21 protein-coding genes are annotated in these 21,063 nt (G+C 42.3%); 12 read left to right on the top strand and 9 right to left on the bottom strand.

What is annotated here, in order from left to right; translation table 11 throughout:
• Positions 1–98 precede the first annotated feature (98 nt).
• From CSQ79_RS09110 to CSQ79_RS09105, 3 genes are all read left to right on the top strand, one after another.
• Positions 99–1,040, top strand: coding sequence for a GNAT family N-acetyltransferase (locus CSQ79_RS09110; RefSeq protein WP_099700878.1), 942 nt, complete (start codon positions 99–101; stop codon positions 1,038–1,040).
• Positions 1,041–1,071: 31 nt separating this feature from the next.
• On the top strand, positions 1,072–1,212 hold the full coding sequence (locus CSQ79_RS27050) for a hypothetical protein (RefSeq protein ID WP_143755446.1): 141 nt from the start codon (positions 1,072–1,074) through the stop codon (positions 1,210–1,212).
• Between the two features lie 124 nt (positions 1,213–1,336).
• Positions 1,337–2,419 carry an AI-2E family transporter gene (locus CSQ79_RS09105; protein ID WP_099700877.1) on the top strand — a complete coding sequence of 361 codons (1,083 nt, stop codon included), beginning with the start codon at positions 1,337–1,339 and terminating at the stop codon, positions 2,417–2,419.
• Here the strand turns inward: CSQ79_RS09105 and CSQ79_RS09100 are convergent.
• Positions 2,379–4,316 carry a heavy metal translocating P-type ATPase gene (locus CSQ79_RS09100; protein ID WP_289500953.1) on the bottom strand — a complete coding sequence of 646 codons (1,938 nt, stop codon included), beginning with the start codon at positions 4,314–4,316 and terminating at the stop codon, positions 2,379–2,381. The genes CSQ79_RS09105 and CSQ79_RS09100 overlap by 41 nt on opposite strands.
• 117 nt (positions 4,317–4,433) lie before the next feature.
• Here CSQ79_RS09100 and CSQ79_RS09095 point away from each other — a divergent pair, with 117 nt between their 5' ends.
• From CSQ79_RS09095 to CSQ79_RS09075, 5 genes are all read left to right on the top strand, one after another.
• Positions 4,434–4,736, top strand: coding sequence for a type II toxin-antitoxin system Phd/YefM family antitoxin (locus CSQ79_RS09095; RefSeq protein WP_099700875.1), 303 nt, complete (start codon positions 4,434–4,436; stop codon positions 4,734–4,736).
• A complete protein-coding gene (locus tag CSQ79_RS09090) occupies positions 4,717–5,019 on the top strand; it encodes a Txe/YoeB family addiction module toxin (protein ID WP_099700874.1) in 303 nt (100 codons plus the stop codon). The genes CSQ79_RS09095 and CSQ79_RS09090 overlap by 20 nt, the downstream gene beginning before the upstream one ends.
• Before the next feature lie 149 nt (positions 5,020–5,168).
• The gene (locus CSQ79_RS09085) at positions 5,169–5,573 is read left to right on the top strand and encodes a nucleotidyltransferase domain-containing protein (protein ID WP_143755445.1); all 405 of its coding nucleotides are present in this window, start codon (positions 5,169–5,171) and stop codon (positions 5,571–5,573) included.
• Positions 5,570–5,800, top strand: coding sequence for a hypothetical protein (locus CSQ79_RS09080; protein ID WP_099700872.1), 231 nt, complete (start codon positions 5,570–5,572; stop codon positions 5,798–5,800). Before CSQ79_RS09085 ends, CSQ79_RS09080 begins: the two co-directional genes overlap by 4 nt.
• 20 nt (positions 5,801–5,820) lie before the next feature.
• Positions 5,821–6,915, top strand: a complete 1,095-nt coding sequence (locus CSQ79_RS09075; protein ID WP_099700871.1) for a precorrin-8X methylmutase — start codon at positions 5,821–5,823, stop codon at positions 6,913–6,915.
• A gap of 8 nt (positions 6,916–6,923) precedes the next feature.
• On the opposite strand, the gene CSQ79_RS09070 is transcribed toward CSQ79_RS09075, so the two are convergent.
• Together CSQ79_RS09070 and CSQ79_RS09065 are read right to left on the bottom strand one after the other, a co-directional pair.
• A complete protein-coding gene (locus tag CSQ79_RS09070; protein WP_099700870.1) occupies positions 6,924–7,685 on the bottom strand; it encodes an SDR family NAD(P)-dependent oxidoreductase in 762 nt (253 codons plus the stop codon).
• Between the two features lie 14 nt (positions 7,686–7,699).
• Positions 7,700–8,641, bottom strand: a complete 942-nt coding sequence (locus CSQ79_RS09065) for a Na+/H+ antiporter NhaC family protein (protein ID WP_289500949.1) — start codon at positions 8,639–8,641, stop codon at positions 7,700–7,702.
• Positions 8,642–9,314: 673 nt separating this feature from the next.
• On the opposite strand from CSQ79_RS09065, the gene CSQ79_RS09060 reads away from it, so the two are divergent.
• The 3 genes from CSQ79_RS09060 (at position 9,315) to CSQ79_RS09050 (ending at position 13,955) form a co-directional block, all read left to right on the top strand.
• A complete protein-coding gene (locus tag CSQ79_RS09060; RefSeq protein ID WP_099700868.1) occupies positions 9,315–10,319 on the top strand; it encodes a helix-turn-helix transcriptional regulator in 1,005 nt (334 codons plus the stop codon).
• A 140-nt stretch (positions 10,320–10,459) separates the two neighbouring features.
• The gene (locus CSQ79_RS09055; RefSeq protein WP_099700867.1) at positions 10,460–12,976 is read left to right on the top strand and encodes a TonB-dependent siderophore receptor; all 2,517 of its coding nucleotides are present in this window, start codon (positions 10,460–10,462) and stop codon (positions 12,974–12,976) included.
• 25 nt (positions 12,977–13,001) lie between these two features.
• On the top strand, positions 13,002–13,955 hold the full coding sequence (locus tag CSQ79_RS09050; protein WP_099700866.1) for an ABC transporter substrate-binding protein: 954 nt from the start codon (positions 13,002–13,004) through the stop codon (positions 13,953–13,955).
• 47 nt (positions 13,956–14,002) lie between these two features.
• Here the strand turns inward: CSQ79_RS09050 and CSQ79_RS09045 are convergent, their stop codons facing one another.
• Positions 14,003–14,686, bottom strand: a complete 684-nt coding sequence (locus CSQ79_RS09045; protein ID WP_099700865.1) for a Uma2 family endonuclease — start codon at positions 14,684–14,686, stop codon at positions 14,003–14,005.
• A 28-nt stretch (positions 14,687–14,714) separates the two neighbouring features.
• Here CSQ79_RS09045 and CSQ79_RS09040 point away from each other — a divergent pair, with 28 nt between their 5' ends.
• On the top strand, positions 14,715–15,998 hold the full coding sequence (locus CSQ79_RS09040; RefSeq protein ID WP_099700864.1) for an MFS transporter: 1,284 nt from the start codon (positions 14,715–14,717) through the stop codon (positions 15,996–15,998).
• Between the two features lie 19 nt (positions 15,999–16,017).
• Here CSQ79_RS09040 and CSQ79_RS09035 read toward each other — a convergent pair whose 3' ends face one another.
• From CSQ79_RS09035 to CSQ79_RS09015, 5 genes are all read right to left on the bottom strand, one after another.
• Positions 16,018–17,358, bottom strand: a complete 1,341-nt coding sequence (locus CSQ79_RS09035; RefSeq protein WP_099700863.1) for a TldD/PmbA family protein — start codon at positions 17,356–17,358, stop codon at positions 16,018–16,020.
• 7 nt (positions 17,359–17,365) lie between these two features.
• Complete coding sequence (locus tag CSQ79_RS09030) at positions 17,366–18,850, bottom strand: TldD/PmbA family protein (protein WP_099700862.1); 1,485 nt, start codon at positions 18,848–18,850, stop codon at positions 17,366–17,368.
• Between the two features lie 211 nt (positions 18,851–19,061).
• Entirely contained in the window at positions 19,062–19,514 is a 453-nt protein-coding gene (locus CSQ79_RS09025) for an SRPBCC family protein (RefSeq protein WP_099700861.1), read from the bottom strand.
• A gap of 49 nt (positions 19,515–19,563) precedes the next feature.
• Positions 19,564–19,899, bottom strand: a complete 336-nt coding sequence (locus tag CSQ79_RS09020) for a 2Fe-2S iron-sulfur cluster-binding protein (protein ID WP_099700860.1) — start codon at positions 19,897–19,899, stop codon at positions 19,564–19,566.
• 98 nt (positions 19,900–19,997) lie between these two features.
• On the bottom strand, positions 19,998–21,023 hold the full coding sequence (locus tag CSQ79_RS09015; protein WP_099700859.1) for a metal ABC transporter solute-binding protein, Zn/Mn family: 1,026 nt from the start codon (positions 21,021–21,023) through the stop codon (positions 19,998–20,000).
• Positions 21,024–21,063 lie beyond the last annotated feature (40 nt).

The following is a 21,063-nucleotide window of genomic DNA, read 5'->3' as shown; positions in this document are numbered from 1 at the left end:
TAGAGGTTGATAGCTCTTAGTGAAGATTGAATTCGTTGTTCCAAGTTGGCAAGGATTTATTGCTAAACTTTTTACACCAATAGCGGAGAGTGCCGCTTATGAACACCTCGATTCGGCTCCTTCAAGAAAATGAGCTAGCAACGGCTGACCATATCTTTCGACTTGCCTTCGGTACTTTTATCGGATTGCCTCAACCCACTGATTTTGGCGGTGATGCGAACTATGTTCAACCCCGTTGGAAAGTTGAGCCGTCAGCGGCATTTGCTGCTGAGGTTGAGGGGAAACTAGTAGGCTCGAATATTGCCACTTGTTGGGGTAGCGTCGGTACTTTTGGACCGCTCACTATTCACCCTGACTTCTGGGATCGAGGCATTGCTCAACGTTTGATTGAACCTGTAATGACTCAGTTTGCTCAGTGGGGAACGCAACAGGCTGGGTTGTTTACCTTTCCAAATAGCCCAAAGCATCACACTCTTTATCAGAAGTTTGGATTCTACCCGCGCTTTCTGACCTTTATTATGACAAAACCAATTCAAGCAATTCAGCAGGAATTACCAGGAACGAAGTACTCCCAACTCGATCCACAGGAACAATCTCATTGTCTCAAAGAGTGTTCTCAACTCACAGATGCGATTTATTCAGGGCTAGATTTATCGCGCGAGATTGAAGCCGTTCATGCTCAAAATTTAGGTGACACCGTTTTGCTGTGGGATGAAACAGGTCTAACAGGATTCGCTGTTTGTCATTGTGGTGCAGGCAGCGAAGCAGGTAGCGATGTATGCTATATCAAGTTTGGCGCAGTGCGCCCAGGAATACAAGCGGAAGAACAGTTTGAGAAGTTACTTAGTCTGTGTGAAGCATATGGAGCGTCTCAAAAAATGTTGCGTCTCGTTGCTGGCGTGAATACCAGCCATGATGCAGCCTATACCAGAATGGTTGCTCGCCATTTTCGCACTGAGATCGTCGGTGTCGTCATGCACAAGCCAAACGAGCCTGGTTACAATCGACCAGACGTTTTTGTATTAGACGATTGGCGCTAGGGAAAACAGGTTTGAATTAGCTTCTATACGAGTGAATACAGTTGGTGCTGGTGTAGTTGATACTGAAATGCTCAATAAAATATTTGGCGAACAACTTGCAGAGGTTGTGAAAGCGATCGCGCTAAGACTTCCTGTCAAGCAAATTGGGAAACCTGAAGAAATTGCCGATTAAGTCCACGAAGGTGGACTTCGTTTGTCTAGCAGCAAATTTATTCGCACTCGCATTCACGCAAGAGGTTTAATCTTCTAATTACGTAGCATAGGATAATATTTGTATATTCAAAAATACTCTCATTATGACTAATTCACATAAAACTAAAGTACAGCAATGGTTATCAATCGGATTGCCGTTTCCTTTAGTTATTTTAAATGGTTGGTTACTATTACAAGCTTTTGAGTATTTTCAACCATTAGTGAGTATTTTTGTTTTGGCTGCTATTTTAGCTTTTATTTTAAACTATCCTGTTGATTTTTTACAACAACGTCAAATAGAACGTAAATATGCTGTGGGAATTGTTTTTATCACAGCTTTAGTCATTTTAGTTGGTTTAGGTATCACTTTAATACCGATATTTTTAGAAGAATTAAATGAAAGTGCTAAACTACTACCACAGTGGATTGATTCAGGAAGTGAAAAACTTCACGCCGTTGATGATTGGGCTGCATCGCGAAATTTACCAATTAATTTTACTGAATTAGCCAGTCAAATCACCGCACGTCTACCCGACGAATTAGAATCTTTAGCACAGCGCTTTTTAGGAGTGGCACTAGGGGCAATTGATAGCGTTTCGGAACTTATTGTAACAGTCGTTATTAGTTTCTATTTTCTCCTAGATGGCGAACGAATTTGGAAAGGTATTATTAAACTATTTCCACCACGTTTTGGTATTACTTTACAACAATCTTTGAAACAGAATTTTCAAAACTACTTTATCGGGCAAGTTGCTTTAGCAGTCATTGTTGGTATCGCGATGACTTTAGTATTTCTGTTTTTAGATGTTCCTTTTGGTTCAATTTTTGGGTTAGGTGTAGGAATTCTAACACTAATTCCCTTTGGCGATGTTTTGAGTTTTAGTTTAGTAAGTTTGTTAGTCGCTTCGCACGATTTTTGGCTAGGAGTTAAAACATTAGCTGTTGCGCTTGTTGTCGATCAAATTATCGATCAAATCATTGCACCTAGGTTGCTTGGAAGTTTTACCGGACTTAGCCCTGTAGGAATTATTGCAGCTTTAGCTATTGGCACAAAACTTGCAGGGCTTTTAGGGTTACTTGTTGCTGTACCTTTAGCAAGTTGTTTAAAAGACGTATTAGATAATATGCAAGATGAACCGGAAGCGACTAATTCCGCAGTAACCGCAGACCGCTTAGTGTCACAATAACTGTTGAACCTTCATGCCCAATCACGCCTAAAGGTAAAGTAATATTACCCGCAAAATTCGCAATTAATAGTAATATAATAAACCCCAAAGCAAACACAATGTTTTGTTTAACAATCGATTGCGATCGCCTTCCCAATTTTATCGCTGCAACTAACTTATCTAAACGATCCGCCATTAAGACAATATCCGCTGTTTCCAACGCTACATCACTCCCCGCCACCCCCATTGCAATCCCCACTGATGCTTGAGCAAGTGCAGGTGCATCATTAATTCCATCACCTACCATTGCCACAGTTTGATATTGTTTTTGTAAGTCACGAATCGCATTGACTTTATCTTCTGGTAAAAGCCCCGCATAAACTCGATCAACACCAATATCTTGCGCAATGTTACGTGCAGTACGTTCATTATCCCCCGTCAGCATCACAACCTGCTGAACTCCTAAATGCTTCAAGTGCGCCACAATTTGAAAAGCTTGCGATCGCACCGTATCCGCCACCGCGATAATTCCCAATACTTGATTTTCTCTCGCCACCCACACCACAGTTTTACCCTGGGCTTCGAGTTGCTGGCTGGATTCCTCCAAATCTGTTCGAGAAACGCTACTTTGTTCACAAACAAAGGTTGCTTTTCCTACTAAAACTTCCTGATTATTGACTTCTCCACTAATTCCCAATCCAGGATGCGAGCGCACATTCTCTATTTTTTGTGTGTCGTTTCCTCGCTTCATCGCCTTAACAATCGCCTCACCAATTGGATGTTCCGAATAAGCTTCCAACGCCGCTGCTACTTGCAACACCTCCGATTCGGAAACCCCATCCGCCGGAATCACCTCCACAACCTGCAACTTCCCCGTTGTCAGCGTACCTGTTTTATCAAATGCGATCGCTTTTACTTTTCCCATCATTTCCAACTGTGCGCCACTTTTAAACAAAATCCCTTGACGCGCTCCATTCGCGATTCCCGATAATAAAGTAGGCATAATCGCCGCCATCAACGCACACGGCGAAGCCACAACCAAAAAAATCAAAGCGCGATAAATCGTTGTTTCCCAATTCCAACCCCAAATCAACGGTGGTAAAATTGCGAGTAGAATTCCACACACGACAATCACCCGCGCATAGCCGCGTTCAAAACGCTCAATAAATAACTGCGATGGTGGGGCTTCGGTTTGTGCTTGTTTGACAAGTTGAATCACGCGCTGAATTAAACTACTTTCGGGTGGCTGATGAACTCGTAGTTGCAATGCACCGTAACCATTCAGCGTACCTGCAAAAACTTCATCGCCGACTGTTTTTTCGACTGGTAGCGATTCACCGGTAATCGCGGCTTCATTAAGCGTCGTGTAACCTTCAACAATAATGCCATCGGTGGGAATCAATTCTCCAGGTTTGACAAGAATGCGATCGCCTACTTGTAATTTCGCCACCGCAATCATTTGTTCTTGTCCGTGCAATAATACGCGTGCGGTATCTGCACTCAAACTCATTAGGCTACGAATATCACGTTCGGTACGCTGCATTGCATAGCCTTCTAACGCCCCACTGATGGCAAAGATTAATATTAATACCGCCCCATCAACAATTAAATAATACTCGCGTCGCCACAAACCCAATCCTGCCGCACCTAACGCGGCGACAATCATCAGTAAATCGACATCGAGTTCTCTTTCTTTCCATAGCGTTGTCAATCCTTCACGAGCGCTTTCGTAGCCGCCAATCACATACGCTGCACACAGCAGTAACAATCCTAAACCCAGCCAACCCCAGTACAACGACAGCCAACCGCAGAATAAAAGAACGCCACAAGCGATCGCAGCAACTGCATCAGGATGTTCTGTCAGTGTTTTGAGGCGAGGAATTGCAAAGGAATGAGCCATCACGGTAGTCAATTTCATCAGGCGACTACCCTACGCTAAACCTTAACATTAATGTCAATGTCAAGCTTTAAATCTAATTTGCAATATCCTTTGTTATAATATGTACAGTAGTACTGTACAGAGTGCCAGCTAAGTATGCAAACCACATATACCAAAGCTCGTGAAAACCTAGCTACGCTTCTTGATAAAGTTGTTAACGACCGAGAAATTATTGTGATTGAGCGTCGTAACAAACCAAACGTTGCCTTAATTGCCGAAGACGAACTTGCAAGTCTCAAAGAAACAGCCTACCTTCTGAGAAGCCCTAAAAATGCAGCACGTCTGCTGGGTGCTTTAGAGTGGTCAAAATCAAGGGATGAGGAGATTTTAGAACTAGTAGCTGTTGATGAGGCAATCGCTTCGTTAAAGGCGGAGCAATGTGGCAAAGAAGAAAGTTGAACCGCCGTCACCACCATTAGAGATAGTACGCTTTCCTGACTTTAGTCCACAATTTAAAGAAGATTTAGGGTGGTGGTACAAAACGGCTCCTCGTAAAGTAGACAAGATTTTTGAGTTAATCACAGACACGATGAAGCATCCTTTTGAGGGAATAGGTAAGCCCGAAGCTCTTAAGCACTTAGATGCTGATACTTGGTCGCGTCGGATAGACTTAGAACATCGCCTCATCTATCGAGTTCGACATGACCGAGTAGACTTTTTACAAGCTCGTTATCACTACTGATAAATTGCTACAGATGGCTGACGCGGGGATTGATTGTCACGTCCGCGAAGTTTCCAAAACAATGGCTGACGTGGGGACATAGAGGAATCTTTTCCCACTCCGCGTATCTCTTAAATTGGCATTAGTCAGGCAAAATAGGAGTAAAGCAATTGATATCAGAAATATTGCCCAGCTTAACCGATGAGCGAATGCAAGCCTACATTCGTACTGCTCAACAGCAAAAACAGCTATTGGCTGAGCAAATGGTACAACGTTATCAACGTGGCTGGGAAGTGGCGCGGGAAGCGGCTGAGATTCTCAAGCGTTTTGGGGCTGATCGCGTAGTTGTGTTTGGATCGTTATTGGATCAGCAACGCATTCATCTACGATCTGATGTTGATTTGGCTGTTGGGGGATTAAACTCTAAATATTACTTTCAAGCTGTTGCTAGGTTACAGGAAATTGATTCTACTTTTGCTGTAGATTTGGTGGAGATTGACAATTCCTATTTGTATATCAAAAATGCGATTGCGCTCCGCGCACGCTACGCGATCGCACAAGGGATCGAGTTATGAGCAAGTACAGCTTATTAATTGCTCGACTCAATCAAGAACTTGCTAATATTGAGCGTACAGTTCAAAAAGTTATACAGCAGATCCAAAAAGCTCAAACAACTCAAGATCATGATTTTTATGATGCTGCAACCTTGAATTTACAAAAGTTTTATATGGGAGCAGAACGCATATTTATAGATATTGCGAGAGACGTTGATGCATATTTACCTAGCGGTTCAGACGTATAATTAGTATCTTTTTGAAAATAATGGCAAATGAGTATTTAACAATCAAAGAACTGACTGAAAGTGTGGGTGGTAATATGACACCGCGCATGGTACGGCATTATCATCAAATGGGGTTATTACCGCAACCCGTGCGATCGCACAGCAACTATCGTCTGTATACTCAGCAAGATGTTCAACAATTGCGACGAATTGTCGCCTTAAAACAACAAGGCTTTCAACTGTCGCATATTCGTCAATTACTCGAAACCGATGCGAGTAGCGAAGTTAATACGCTGACAACGCAACTGCAACAACAATATCAGTCAGTGATGCAACAACTAGCGCGGTTACGCCAAACCGCCGCCGCATTAGAGGGATTGCTAGGACGCGATCGCGCGTGTCAAAATTTACAAGCCGAAGCAATTGCCCAATTACGACTTTTAGAAGTCGAAACGCAAGATGGATTAGGACAATTAGAACAGTTGTGGGATAGTTGGGATGCTGCAACGCATAACCATCCTGAGGCGTTTGCCGAGTCGTTACAGCGGTTGTTACCCGATTTGTCGGATCGATCTGAAATCGAAGCCGATCTACTTTCTAAGCTCGTGTTAGCGTGTGGTGATGTGAGTTTAGTTAACTTTGTGCGGTTGGGAAATCGAGCGATCGCTGCTGCTAGAAATGCTTTATCATCAAATTGCCAAGTTGTTGGCGATGTTCCTGCTGTAGTTGCAGCCCTCGATCAAACTCGGCTAAAACATCTCGGTTGTAAAGTGACAACCCTCATTAAAGATCCGCACATTACCAGTGCGGCTGACGCTGAACAAGTTTTTTGGCATCAAAATCAAGCGAAATTGCACGAACTGGAACATGGTTGCGTGTTAGTGATAGGATATGCCCCATCAGTCTTAATGGCAGCGTGTAACGCGGTAGAAAACGGCATACAACCAGCTTTAATTATCGGAATGCCTATCGGTTTTAGTCATGCGCCCGCAGCTAAACGTCGATTGATGCGATCGCGTATACCATATATTACTACTGAAGGAACATTAGGCGGTGGAATACTTGCAGCAGTTGCACTCAATGCACTTGCCGAATCGTTAATTGAAAAGCCCGACTGTCATTGTTATTTGGGTTAGTTCCTGATTTACATCGCACTATATCCACCATCAACCATTAAAATCGTCCCTGTAACGTAAGAAGAAGCTTGCGAGGCTAAGAAAATAACTGGTCCTACAAGTTCTTCTGGTTTTCCTCGACGCCCCATTGGTGTAAACGTTTTAATTTGTTCTTGCTTTTTAAGATCAGCGTGAATATCACCCGCGCCTTGCATGATATTTTCAAAGTATCCTGGTGCAAAACCATTGACGCGAATTCCTTTACTTGCCCATTCAATCGCCATTGTTTTGACTAATTGATTCACACCACCTTTAGCCGCTGCATAAGCAACCAATCCATGAATTCCGACAACGCTTGCAATCGATGAATTCATAATAATTGAACCACCTGTACCTTGTTTTATCATCTGTTTTGCAGCCGCTTGAGCGCAATTAAAATAACCTTTCAAGTCAACGTTAATAATTGCATCCCATTCAGATTCTTCTAAATCTTCTGCTGATTTAATAATGTCAATTCCCGCATTACAAACCATAATATCAAGCTTGCCGTAGTGCGTTACCGTCTGTTCTACTAATTGCAAACACTGATCGCGCCTAGTGACATCAACACTCAAGGCGAATGCATTACCAATTGTTTTTGCGGTATTTTCAGCTGTGACACGATCAATATCGGCAATAACTACACTAGCACCAGCATCAGCTAAACCTCGTGCGATCGCTTTTCCCAATCCCCGCGCTGCACCTGTGACAATTGCAACCTTACCTGTTAAATCAAACAGTTCTTTACTCATAGTTCACAACATATTTAAAAACCAAACACTTTTTTAGAATAATTCTTCTGAAAATGAATCAAGCTAAAAATTGGCAGAAAGTATAAATAAAATGTATATGGAATAAATTTCCAGTCAGTCATTAAAACGGTTGCTGGTACAAGTCCCGCAATATTCCAAGGAATTAAAGGAGAAATTACAACAACCGTGTTTTCTAAATCAAGTGCTAGTTGATAATTATCTAGCTTCTGATGATAGCTTTCTTGTACAAGTTGCTGAGTTAGCAGAATTGCAATTGTTTGAGTGCAACCAAAAGCCGCTGCTGCTGTTCCTATAACAATTGTTCCTAAAAATAAGCGGCTTCTACTTTTAGATTTTTCTAGAAAAACTTCAACAAACTCTAAAACTCTAGTTCCAGCAATCATACCTGCTAAAGCCGTGGAGATAATCACAACAATTGAAACTTTCAGCATATCAATAATTCCACCTCCTTTTAATATAGATGTAAGGGGAGATGAGATATCTAAATTAAATCCATAGACAGCATAATTTAGTAATTGAACCAGTGAATATTTTTGTAAAACTATTCCTATAATTAGGCTAGTGATAATACTAAAAAATAAAGTTACTTTGACTTCAATTTGTAATAAAGATAGCAGTAAAATTATAAAAGCTGGTAGTAAAACAAATAAATCAAGATTAAAAACTTTGGGAATTTCAGTAAGTAAAATGTTGTCTGTTACTGCGATCGGATTACTTATTGATAAAACTAAATAAACAAAACTAGCAGCTAAAAAAGGTAGCCAACCAGTTATCATCATATTTTTTAGATTTACATACAGTTTAGTTTGAGTAATAGTGGCGACAAGATTAGCACTCGAAGACATCGGAGATGCGCGGTCGCCAAAATACGCACCCGCAATAATTGCCCCTGCAACTAAATTAGAATTGATATTACTTTCTCTAGCAATAATCATCAACGCAACGCCAACGGTGCTGACAGTTCCAAACGAAGTACCAAGTAGCACTGAAACCATGCTAGTTAAGATGAAGGCTGATAAAATAAAGTAGCGCGGGTTAAGAAATTGGATGCCGTAATAAACGAGTGCAGGTACAGTTCCCGCTGCCATCCAAACTGCTGTCACTACACCAATTAGTAAGAGAATGCTGATAACTGCAAAAGACTTCTGGCTACTATGAAAAGCTAAAAATAGTATTGTCTTTAAAGGAAAGCCTCTACGCCAAAGAACAAGAGTAAATATGATTAAAGAAAATAAAAGGGGATAAGCTATAAAGTAACCTTTGGTAAGACTAATTATGATACAAAGAAACGAAATAAGTATAGCGATTATTAAATCCATTATTTATTGAATTTTTTTTATTTAACAGCATATCAACTTGCGTTTTAGTTTGCAAAAATCTATGTGAATAGCTTCCATGAATAAAAAAGATAGTTGCTGCTGCGATCGCATATCCCATTTTGGTTGTGATTTTGACGGTTTAGATGTTGTAGTTAGAAGGTAAAACGGTATCTTTTTCTAACTTACTTCGTACTGTATTAACAAAACCTGATGCTATTTTGTATACTGCAATGATGATAAATATTCTCATTTAATCATAAAGCTAGTATCTCTTGCACTACAGTAACTGATGAAAACGATTACAGAAGCGGAATACACAGAACAGTGGGAAGCCAGCTTGCACAAGCACTATCTTGCTTACAATGTGGATGGTTTTGATAGAGTAGGAAGATGCCAGAATCAATATAGCAAAGATTACTTTTGGGAAATTCAGCTACGCCCTGGACTGATGGTGGAGTTTATCGAAGATGACTATCACCGATGTTTAAACAAGGAAAACCATCACGATGACTCGATGACAGTGTTGGTGTCGAAGTTTTACCTTTCAGGAGTGCATCGGGTACTCACTCCAGGTATCAAAGGCGTTAAAGAAGACTATGAAGAAAAGGCTGGATATAATTATCTATTTTTTCTACCGGATATCAAGGAAATAGAGATTTCACCAGCTAACCAACGATTGCAATTCTTAAGAATTTTTCTAGAACTTGACCTTTTTTGCGCTTTTAGCACCGATTTTGATATTTTGCCCGATGAACTACAGCTATTGAAAGCAGGTAAATCAGCACCACGTTTTCATCAAGCTGTGGGTAAAATAACCGCTAAAATGCGCGATACGCTTCGGGAAATTCTTAACTGTCCCTATCACGGGATGATGAAAAGAATGTATCTTGAAAGCAAAACTTTAGAATTACTCGTTTTACAACTCAATCAATGGAATGACGATCGCAACTCTACTTTAACTCGCACCTTGCAGCGTGAGGACATTGAGCGACTCCATTATGCTAGAGAAATTTTAAGCCGTAATTTGGACAATCCACCATCATTGATGAACTTAGCCCGCCAAGTGGGAGTAAACGATTACAAATTAAAGATGGGTTTTCGGCAACTTTTTGGCACAACAGTATATGGTTACTTACAAGCTTGTCGAATGGAACACGCAAAGCAACTTTTGAATGAACGCAGTTTAAGTATTGCAGGAGTAGCTCACGCCGTTGGTTACGCCAGCCAGAGTCGCTTTTGTCATGCCTTCAAGCGGCAATTTGGGATGACTCCTAGTACATATCGTAGAGTCTAGTCAATACTAAAAGATCCGGATCGGACAAAAAAAAATCCGTTTGCGACAAAATGCGATCGCCTAAACCGCATATTCTCAATACTACTTGCGAACTTCTCTTAAGAACGCACGGTAACTGTAGTCATGTGGTGTAGGAGGATATGCAACAGTCAGTATCAATATCAATTGCAGCGCTCGTGACTGTACTGGTGTCTCAAACGGTACAAGCGAAGGAGGTAGTATTAGAACAATCTGCAAATAAGCTAATACGTTTGGAAGAGATCAATCGTCCCGCAACTACCGTTAAGGAATGGCTAGCGCAATCTTCAGAATCACCCATTCAAGTCACTGAAGTCCGACTCAATGCTACCGAAACTGGGTTAGAGGTAGTTTTAGAAACCACAGGACAACTCGTGTCACCTGGAACTTCGGTTGTTGGTAATGCGCTACTTATAGATATTCCTAATGCAGTGCTGGTATCGCCTGATGGTCAACTCCAGACAGCGAATCCAGGAGAAGGAATTGCTTTCACATCTGTTATCAACTTACAAAATCGCGTTCGAGTTACCATAACTGGGGTAAATGCACCACCAACAGCCAGCATTCAAGCAGAAGAAACAGCCATTGTCCTCAGCGTAACACCAGGAGTCGCAGAAACTGAAGCGGTTGAAGACGATACGATTCAAATTACCGTCACAGAAACGCAAGACGAAGGATATAATCCCTCAGCCGCAACCACCGGAACCCGAATTGAAGCACCTTTACGTGATGTACCTCTCACTCTGCAAGCAATTCCGCGCCAGGTTATTGAAGATCGTCAAATCGTCCGTTTAACTGAACTTGCTGATAATGTTCCTGGGGTAGAACCTTTTTCGGGGTATGGCGGGCTTGCTTCTAATGATTACTACATCCGAGGATTTAATGCTGGGGAAAGCTTTCGCAATGGATTTCGAGATTTTACGTTTATCAGCCCGCGCGATCCTGCCAATATTGAGCAAGTAGAATTCTTAAGAGGTCCTGCTTCTGTGCTTTATGGGGGTGGATTCAACCTCACTGGCGCTGTCAATACGATTACAAAACGTCCTTTAGCAGATCCCCGCTCCGAAGTCAATGGTACAGTTGGTAGTTACGGATTTTATCGGTCGGCTGTTGACTTGACAGGACCACTTGTCGATGATGGCTCGTTGTTATACCGACTCAATATTGCTTATACTAATGCGGATAGTTTTCGTGACTTTAACGAGAATCAAAGCATCTTTGTTGCGCCTGTACTGACGTGGAACATTGGACCACGAACAACGCTGACGACTGAGTTTGAATATCAAAATTACGACTACGTGTTTGATCGCGGCTTTCCATCAGGGGAAGTGTTTTTACAGTTACCACGCGATCGCTTTCTGTTTGAACCTGATGTCAATCGAGCCGAGTTTAATTCCTACTACTTTGGCTACAACCTCGAACATGAATTAAGCGATCGCTGGAAAGTTCGCCAAGGATTTGCTGGGCTGATTATTAACGGAGAAACCGAAGCTGCTGTTCTTGGTAATTACTCTCCACCGTTTGTCGATGATGATGGTCGGACGTTACAACGCGATGCCCAAAGAAGCGATGAACAGCAAGAAAACTTTTCAGTACAAACAGAAATCATTGGTGAGTTCAGTACAGGTTCTATCAATCACAATCTCCTGTTTGGAGTCGAATATGCCCGCTATCGCTTTGCCTACGATTTCTTTGATGCCACACTAGGACCTATTGATATTTTTAATCCAGTTTATGGTGCTAGACCTAGTGCCTATGTTCCTGGATTTTTTGAAGAATATGGCACGCGAAACATCGGTATCTATCTACAAGATTTAGTGTATCTCACCCGCAACTTGATTGTTCTCGCGGGAGGAAGGCTTGATTTCAACGACTCGTTTTACCGCGACACACTCAACGACACAACTAACAGCGAACGATCAGAGACATCCTTCTCACCGCGATTGGGAATTGTTTATCAACCCAGCGATCGCACAGCACTGTATTTTAATTGGGCAAATGCCTTTACACCAACTCTTTTCGGTGGCACAACACGTACTGGAGAACTTTTTGAACCTGAACGCGGACAACAATTCGAGATTGGATTCAAACAAGATTTGAGCGATCGCCTTTCGGCTAACTTAGCGCTCTATTATCTTACCCGTCAAAACGTTTCCACTCCTGACCCAGAAGATCCCGATTTTAGTATTCAAACGGGAGAACAAACCAGCCGAGGAATTGAATTAGATGTTAGAGGAGAAATTTTGCCTGGTTGGAATGCGATCGCAACTTATGCGCTTACTGATGCGTTTGTTAGCGAAGATAATGATATTCCAGAGGGCGATCGCCTGGCGGGAATTCCCAAAAACACTGCCAGTTTATGGAGCACTTATGAGATTCAATCGGGTGATTTTCAAGGCTTGGGGTTTGGTCTAGGTTTAGTCTACGTCGATGAACGCGAAGCACGACTACCAAATACCAATGTTACGTTACCCTCGTATTTCCGCACCGATGCCAGCTTTTTCTACCGCCGTGACAATTGGCGTGCTGCTGTAAATTTCAAAAATCTTTTTAGTGTGAAATATTACAACACGCAAGGCTCTTTTATTACGCCTCAAGCTCCCTTTACCGTACTAGCAAATATTTCTGTAGAGTTTTGATGATATCAGCACCATTCACAACACCATGAACATCGTCCGTTGGCTGCGATTCGTATTGTTGGTCGTCATGTCCTTTGGTATCGTGTCAGCCTGTAGTAGCCGCTCTGCTCAAATCGCCCCTACACTGGATGCGGCTGCTAATTGTCGTATGATTCAGCACGCAGTAGGAGAAACTTGCGTTCCGCTTCAGCCTCAACGTGTTGTTGTTTTAGGCGTTCCTACACTAGGTAATGCACTAGCATTAGGTGTCAAGCCGATTGGTTCAATTTTATACTTTGACGATCCTCCTCCGTATCTCGCCCAGCTAATCGCAGACATCAAGGTTATTGGGAAAGAAGAACAACCCAATATTGAGAAAATACTAGTGTTGCAACCCGATCTGATTATTGGTCTCAAATATTCTGCTGAAGCAATCTACAACCAACTTTCGCAAGTTGCGCCCACTGTTCTAGATGATTGGGAAGGATATCCGTCATGGAGAAATCACTTTAATTTTGTTGCCGAAGTGCTGGGGAAAACTGAGGAAGCCAAGCAAGTTTGGGCAAATTACGAGCAACGCATTCAAGCTTTAAAAAAAGCACTAGGAAATCGCGTTCAAGATCTGGAAGTTTCGTTCGTGCATATTTGCTGCGGCACAATCGATATTGATTTACAAAATTCTTTCAATGGCAGCATTCTTGCAGATGTAGGATTGCGTCGTCCACCTGCTCAAGCTTCTCCCATCGCAGGAGGTATTACTTCGCTATCTGAGGAACGATTGATGGATATTGATGGTGATATCCTCTTTGTGGCAACAGACGGCGATGAATCTGCGCAAAAATTAGCACAACTCAAACAAAACCCACTATGGCAGAAGTTGAAAGCCGTTCAACACAATCGGGTGTATCCAGTTAATTATCCAACTTGGAGAGGGGGTAATCCTCTAGCTGCTGATGCAGTTATTGACGATCTGTTCAAGTATTTAGTTGAAAAAAGCTAGTCTTTAGGAGTTATGAGTTTTAAATTAAAAATTGCATTCTCCAGTTCCTACCCTGACAACTTCTGAACAAACTCCGCGTGTTTTGCTGAATTCAATCCTGCTTGCAAAACTGCTAACACTTGCACCATATCTTGCTGTAATAATGCTGGAACAGCCAACCATAATCCTGGAAAAACCTGACTGCGAACGACTCCATCAGCATCGGGTACTAGCGATACGTATTCTCCCGCTTGTAGACAGAACCAGTCGAGTTTATTCTCAAAAATCTGCCAAACAATATACTCTTGAACTTGATTGCGGCGATAAGCATTTTTCTTATCATACAAATCGTTGGCAGCGCTACTTGCGGCAACTTCTACGACCAATTCGGGCGCACCCTCGACATAATCGTCTTCTGTTAGTCGTGCTTGTCCTCCCGCGCTTTGAATCAACAAAATCGCATCGGGCTGGAGTTCGTTATCTAAGTCTAGGCGTACTGTAGCGTTGTCACCTAATGCTACTTGAGGTGTAGAGGCTTCGTAAGTGCCTAACCAAGTGACTATACGTCCGTGCGGTCTAGCATGGCTTCTAAAGCGTAATGGCGATGCCACGTACACAACTCCCTCGATCAATTCTGCTTTTTTAATGTGCGGCATGGCTTGATAGCGGCGTTCAAACTCAAATCGCGACATGCGATCGCCACTTTCTAATGGAGGAGTAACCACTTGACTTGCAGATTGTATCTCCATCATCAATTCCTCTTCAACATAGTATTATCCTGTGCGTACCTTTACCATTATCTGGCTTGGTCAACTTGTCTCTACCATCGGCACTTATATGACCGAGTTTGCCTTAATAATTTGGGCTTGGGAACTGACAGGTTCAGCGACAGCTTTGGCACTTGTCGGCTTTTTCTCGCAATTACCGCGCATTCCGATTACTCTGTTTGCAGGTATCATTGTTGATCGCTTTAACCGCAAACGTTTGATGATCTTAGGAGATGCAATTGCTGCACTTTCTACTATAGCTATCTTGCTACTGTACCTTACTGATAACTTACAAATCTGGCATCTTTACTTAACAAGTGCGGTTAATGGTAGTTTTGGACAAATTCAGCAGCTTGCCTACTCAACCTCAATTGCAATGATTGTGCCACAACAGCACTATACCCGTGCTAGCAGTATGGGTTCAATGGTACACTATGGCTCTGCAATCTTTGCTCCAGCGTTGGCTGGTAGTCTTTATCCTGTCGTTGGACTGTTAGGTATTCTCTTAATTGACTTAACAACTTTTACCGTTGCAATCGCCACCTTGATTGCTGTTAATATTCCCCAGCCATCGCGTCCTGATGCCGATCAGCAAGTTTTAGAGACTCTAACTTTTGGACTGCGCTATATTTGGAATCACCGAGGTTTACGTGCTTTATTAGTGACAACTGCACTATTTTGGTTTGCGCATGACCTTGGAGGAGCCATTTACGACCCGATGATTCTCGCGCGTACTGATGGTAGTGCTCAAGTTTTAGGCAGTGTTGCGGCATCTGCTGGGATTGGAGGCGTCACAGGTGCAGTTATTGTTAGTGTTTGGGGTGGTCCTCAGCGGCGAATCAACGGCATGCTGCTAGGATTTATTGGGGCAGGATTGAGTAAAACCGTCTTTGGCTTAGGACGTACAACATTCGTATGGATTCCTGCACAATTTTGCTCCTCGTTAAATTTCCCATTGCTGAGTAGCGCTGAAACGGCACTTTGGATGGCAAACGTAGTTCCAGAGAAGCAAGGGCGGGTATTTGCCGCCAATGCTTTAGTTTTACAAATTGTTTCGGCGATCGCAATTTTTATTGCTGGTCCTTTAGCAGATCGAGTATTTGAACCCGCTATGTCACCTGGAGGCATAGCAACTATCCTAGGTAGTATCTTTAGCAGCGGTTCTGGGGCTGGGATGGCAGTTTTGTATGTGATCACTGCCATCAGTTTATTCCTAGTCGGCTGTGGCGGCTTCGCCTACCGAGAATTACAAGAATTAGAAGATATCAAACCAAATCGCGATAACCATACTATATAGCTCGAAATTAGGTATTTCTTTATTCTCCAGTAATTGAAAGATTATCAACCCAAATCCTTGGACAAACCCCTGCTGGTGTTAGTTCAGGTTCTTGCTCGACAAAGATAATTGACTGCAATAATTCCAGAAAGTCTCCTGCAACCGTTGCAGATTCAATACTTGTTTTTTTACCCTTGTTCACAATCCAACCGTCAAACGGCAGTGAAAATGAACCTTGTAACGCTTTAACTCCGGCATGAAGCGCTTGCACATCATCAATAAAAATGACGTTTTCGGCATCATCTAAACTGTATTCCTGTGATGCAGTTTCTCCAGGAAATACGTGATAAAAATGCGAACTTACACTAACTTTCGCACCAATATTCGCGTGTCCTGTCGGTTGCGTATTGAAACGTTTTGCGGTACCTGCGCTGTGAATAAAATTCCTCAAAACTCCGTTATCAATTAATGAAATACGTTTGGTTGGCGTACCTTCACCATCAAAAGTTTCTGCGGCAATATTTTCAGGATGCAGCGCATCATCACAAACACAAAGCAGTGGTGAGGCGATTTGTTTACCTAAAGATTCTGGTGTCGAAAGACTTTGCTTATCTAAGATATTTTGGGCGTTAAAAAGGTTGGAAAAAGCACCTAATAAACTTAAAAAAGCTTCGGGGGAGAAAACAACACGATATTTACCCGATTTAACTTTTTCGTAATCTAAATGGCTAATTGTTTTCTCGGCGGCTTCTTGGACGCAACCTTGCAAATCAATTTGTTCTAAACTACGATTGATCCGAAAAGCGCCAGCACTACGGGGTTTTTTGCCTTCTTGTTCGGTTTTGCTGTAAAGATAAATCGATGCATACGATCGCGCTTCGTTACGTACCGCACCTTGACTGTTGAGGTAGAAGCGACTAAGGTCTCTTTGCGACAAGCCGTTGTATGGTACGCCTTTAATCGCAGGATGTGCTTGTAAGAGTTCTTTTTCAGCTGCAATCAGAGTGTCAATAAGTTGTGAAACGGGCGCTTGCGGGGCTGTTGCTTCGGTATTGGCTTGCAGTTCAGCAGTAGCTTCAGGGCTGAAGTCAGGGACATTTTCTTTTACCCCAAAGGTACTTGCTTCATAAGCTGTTTTTAAAGCCAAGTCAATGCCATTAGGATCGACATCGGTAGTGCTGGTTACTCCGACGGTATTATCTTTATTCCAAACACGTACAATGACGCTGGAACGATTCGAGGCTTTGACTTGTTTTGGTTCTCCACTATCAACTTGAACGCTGGTTTCGTCAACAGATGAACCGTAAATATCAAATTTTTCTATTCCCAGGCGTTCTGCACTCGCTTGCGTATATCCTGCAAGTTCATCAATATTAGGCATAATTAATCTATCTTCCACCGACGGTAATCGAATCGACTTTGATATGAGGTTGACCTACGGTAACGTAAACACTACCGCTAACAGAACCGCAGAATCCTGCTGCAAGTCCCAAGTCTTGCGAACACATCGAGATCTTGTTCATGATTTCTTTGGCGTCACCAATTAAGGTTGCGCCTTTGAGGGGCTTGGTGATTTTGCCATTTTCAATCAGGTACGCTTCATCGACAGCGAAGTTGAATTGTCCTGTAGGACCAACGCTACCACCGCCCATTTTCTTGCAGTAGATACCTTTATCGATTGAGCCAAATAAGTCGTCGTTGGTGTAATTTCCTGGGGCGATGTAGGTGTTACGCATCCTTGATGCTGCTGCATATGTATAGTTTTGGCGGCGTCCGCTACCTGTTCTGGGGTGTCCGGTACGCATTGAACCAGTGCGATCGCTGATAAAATTCTTCAAAATGCCATTTTCGATCAATAATGTTCTTTGCGCAGGCATTCCTTCATCGTCCATGTCAATCGTCCCAAAAGCATCTTGAGAAAGTCCTTCATCCCAAGCTGTTAGGCTTTCATGCGCAATTTTCTCACCTTTCTTATCTGCAAACGGAGTTGTTTTGCGCTCAATTTGGGTAGTTTCTAACAAGTGTCCGCAAGCTTCGTGGAAGATCACGCCCCCAAACTCATTTGCCATGATGATGGGGTAATTACCAGATTCTACATAGTCGGCGTAGAGCATTTTTCCGGCGGAGTCGGCGACTTCTTCCGCGTCGGTTTGATAGTGCCAATTTCTTAAAAAGTCGGGTTCGCTGGTGCTTCCAACGCGCTTACTAATCGATGAACGATTTGCAGCATCTGCACACAAAAGGTTATAACCTACCGATTGCGTTAGGCGGATGTCTCTGGCGAAAGTTCCATCACTCGCTGCAACTAAAACTTCTTGCCAATCGCGGAAATATACTGCGCGTCTTGATTGGACGTGAGTTGCTTTTTGTTTAAGGTGCGCATTAGCGTCAAGGAGAATTTCGCCCATTTCGCGCATCGAACTGCATCCTGCAAGCCAAGACTCTTTGTCTTTTTTGGTGGCGTAATCGCGCAGAAGTTCTAAGTTAATTTCTGGCACATAACCGTTAGGTGCTGGAAGTTGTAACCCTAAAATCGATAATCCTTTTTCCAGGGCGGCTTTGAGTCCTGTAAATGATAAATCGTTGGTACTAACATAGCAATCGGCTTTGCCACGAAAAACTCGGACTCCTGCACCTGTAGATAGTCGTGGAGAAATACTAGTAATTGTGTCGTCTTCAGCTAGACAGTTGATATAGTTGACTCGCTCTAAGAAAAATTCAACAAAATCAGCCCCTGCTGCACGTCCTAAACCTAAAAGAGTTGATAATGGCGCTTCCCAGGTTTCATCGAAGCGATCGCGTGTTGAGCTATATTGCAGGTTTGGTAATTCCCTAGTTAGCAGTAACGTACTGGGATGCATGGAAAGCGTCATCGGTGCAGCGTCCTTCAGTGGGTTGATTGACTACTCTCAAGTCTAGCAAATTCTTTTTTTATTCTAATTGAGCTGGGTGGTAGAGCTTTTTGAATATTTATGACTTATATAATAGTAGTGTGTGAAAATAACGTCTCGAAAGTTTTGATTTTTGATTTTTGAATTGAAGAATCTTAATTTTTTTTATACTTCCACTACTTGCTATATAAGTTTAATGATGAATTCGACATTCTCGTTGTGTGACTTCATGCCGATAGCGAAATATTTGATCGAGTTGCATCATGACTGACCAACTAGCAAAGAAGTCTGATAAAAATCCACCAGGTAAACTAAAGTCTATATCATCGGTAAGCAGAGTTGTATGATCTTCTGCTGTAAACTGATGGCGATGTCTCCAATATTCAAACATTCCTTCGCGCTGTTCATCTGTAAAGAAATGATATTTATCATATTCAGTGTGAACAGCTAACCATTTTAGGGGGATTGGACCAACAAAAATTCTCACTTCAGATAATGCTCCTACCTCTAATCCTCCTGCACGATGGATAACTTGAATATGTTGCCAAGGAGGAGTTAAAAGGTTGAGTATATCAGGACGCTCATGGAAATTCCACACAACTTCTACAGGTGCATCAATTAGCGAAGAATATTTAAATTTAACCATTAACAATTGCTTTTGCTTGAAAAATTTTCAATTTTATTACTATTATCAATTACCTACTTTGTTCAGCAGAATAATACAAGGAAGTATGATACAAAACTTGTTCTTGATGCGTTTGTAAGATACAATCCGATAATGGATAAGCTACACAAGTAATAGTGTAACCTGCTGCAATTTCTGCAGCTTGCAAAAATCTCTGTTCGCTTTGATCGACTTCTCCGCTAATAATTTTGGCAACGCAGGCGGAACAGTTTCCTTGACGACACCCCGCAGGTAAACGAATTCCTGCTTCTTCTGCTATATCAAGAATGTATTGATCTTCAGAAACTAAAATTGTGCGATCAAGTGCTATGTCAGGATTCACTAATCGAACCTGATAGACCATTATTGAAAGATTACGAGTAAATGAATTGTGGTTAATATAGCATATTCCCCATTACCACTACGCAAAATTAAGAATAATGAGATTAACTCACCCCTCACCCCTCACCCCTCACCCCTTTTACTAGCTACTTGTGGAGGTGTGTAGTTACCGCCTAGTCCTTCTACAATAGTGCGAGTATTAGCAATAAGCTTGTTTTGGTAGGTATCAGCATCAGTTCCTGGTTCTCCTAAGCCATCGGCAAAAAGCTTACGCTCTGAAACTTGAACATTGGCTTCTCTAGCAACAGTTTCAATCAACCTCGGATTAATCGTTGCTTCGGCAAAAATTGTTGGTACACTCGATTGGCGAATATCTTTGACTAGTTCGCTAACTCTAGCAGCAGTAGGTGCTTCCTCTGTACTAATGCCTCCTAATGCTCCTTCAATAGGGATACCATATGCCTGAGAATAGTAGTTCATCGCATCATGGGTCGTAACTAACTTGCGTTGCTGGGGTGGAATTGTGGCAATTTGTGATTTGATCCAGGTATCGATTTGAGTTAATTCGCTAGTCACTTGTTGGGCGTTGCTGTTGTAGAGCGATGCGTGATTTGGTGCTATTTGCTCTAGGTTATCGCGAATAGTTTCTACCATGGCAATACCATTTTGGGCACTATGCCATACATGAGGATCTGGTGCATTTTCCTCTGCTGTACTACCGTCGTCATGAGAATGCTCATGATCGTGTCCGTGACTGTGAGGTTCTGCCATAATTGGCTGCGAAACTGCAACTTCATGTACTGCAACTTTTGGTGCAGGATTACTAGTAGCTTCAACTAATTTGATTAAAGCTGGTTCAAAATCGTAACCACCGTATAGAATTAAATCTGCTTGTTCGATCGCTTTGCGGTCTTCAGGTGTAGGTTGATACAAATGAGGGTCTTCTCCTGGTGCAACCATGCATGTTAAATCAATAGTCTCAGCGGCAACTTGTTGTGTCATGTCACACAGTACACTGGTAGTTGCAATCACTGAGGGGCGATCGCCCGCAGGTTGTGTTGTTGTATCTTGTCCTGTTGGTGTTGGATTACAGCCGATTAACCCCAAGGTTATGGTTAGGACAATTTGCTGATAATGCTTGTGTAACATTTTCAATTTATTTTTTGATTATCATTATCATTCTAAAAAT

It is taken from the genome of Gloeocapsopsis sp. IPPAS B-1203 (genome assembly GCF_002749975.1).
Lineage (GTDB): Bacteria > Cyanobacteriota > Cyanobacteriia > Cyanobacteriales > Chroococcidiopsidaceae > Gloeocapsopsis.
This window is presented reverse-complemented; position numbering and strand designations above follow the sequence as displayed.

Coding starts and splice junctions, on each gene's coding strand:
- CSQ79_RS09110 (WP_099700878.1), top strand. CDS start 99: ATGAACACCTCGATTCGGCTCCTTCAAGAAAATGAGCTAGCAACGGCT.
- CSQ79_RS09105 (WP_099700877.1), top strand. CDS start 1,337: ATGACTAATTCACATAAAACTAAAGTACAGCAATGGTTATCAATCGGA.
- CSQ79_RS09100 (WP_289500953.1), bottom strand. CDS start 4,316: ATGAAATTGACTACCGTGATGGCTCATTCCTTTGCAATTCCTCGCCTC.
- CSQ79_RS09095 (WP_099700875.1), top strand. CDS start 4,434: ATGCAAACCACATATACCAAAGCTCGTGAAAACCTAGCTACGCTTCTT.
- CSQ79_RS09080 (WP_099700872.1), top strand. CDS start 5,570: ATGAGCAAGTACAGCTTATTAATTGCTCGACTCAATCAAGAACTTGCT.
- CSQ79_RS09075 (WP_099700871.1), top strand. CDS start 5,821: ATGGCAAATGAGTATTTAACAATCAAAGAACTGACTGAAAGTGTGGGT.
- CSQ79_RS09070 (WP_099700870.1), bottom strand. CDS start 7,685: ATGAGTAAAGAACTGTTTGATTTAACAGGTAAGGTTGCAATTGTCACA.
- CSQ79_RS09065 (WP_289500949.1), bottom strand. CDS start 8,641: ATGATTATTGCTAGAGAAAGTAATATCAATTCTAATTTAGTTGCAGGG.
- CSQ79_RS09060 (WP_099700868.1), top strand. CDS start 9,315: ATGAAAACGATTACAGAAGCGGAATACACAGAACAGTGGGAAGCCAGC.
- CSQ79_RS09055 (WP_099700867.1), top strand. CDS start 10,460: ATGCAACAGTCAGTATCAATATCAATTGCAGCGCTCGTGACTGTACTG.
- CSQ79_RS09050 (WP_099700866.1), top strand. CDS start 13,002: ATGAACATCGTCCGTTGGCTGCGATTCGTATTGTTGGTCGTCATGTCC.
- CSQ79_RS09045 (WP_099700865.1), bottom strand. CDS start 14,686: ATGATGGAGATACAATCTGCAAGTCAAGTGGTTACTCCTCCATTAGAA.
- CSQ79_RS09035 (WP_099700863.1), bottom strand. CDS start 17,358: ATGCCTAATATTGATGAACTTGCAGGATATACGCAAGCGAGTGCAGAA.
- CSQ79_RS09030 (WP_099700862.1), bottom strand. CDS start 18,850: ATGACGCTTTCCATGCATCCCAGTACGTTACTGCTAACTAGGGAATTA.
- CSQ79_RS09025 (WP_099700861.1), bottom strand. CDS start 19,514: ATGGTTAAATTTAAATATTCTTCGCTAATTGATGCACCTGTAGAAGTT.
- CSQ79_RS09015 (WP_099700859.1), bottom strand. CDS start 21,023: ATGTTACACAAGCATTATCAGCAAATTGTCCTAACCATAACCTTGGGG.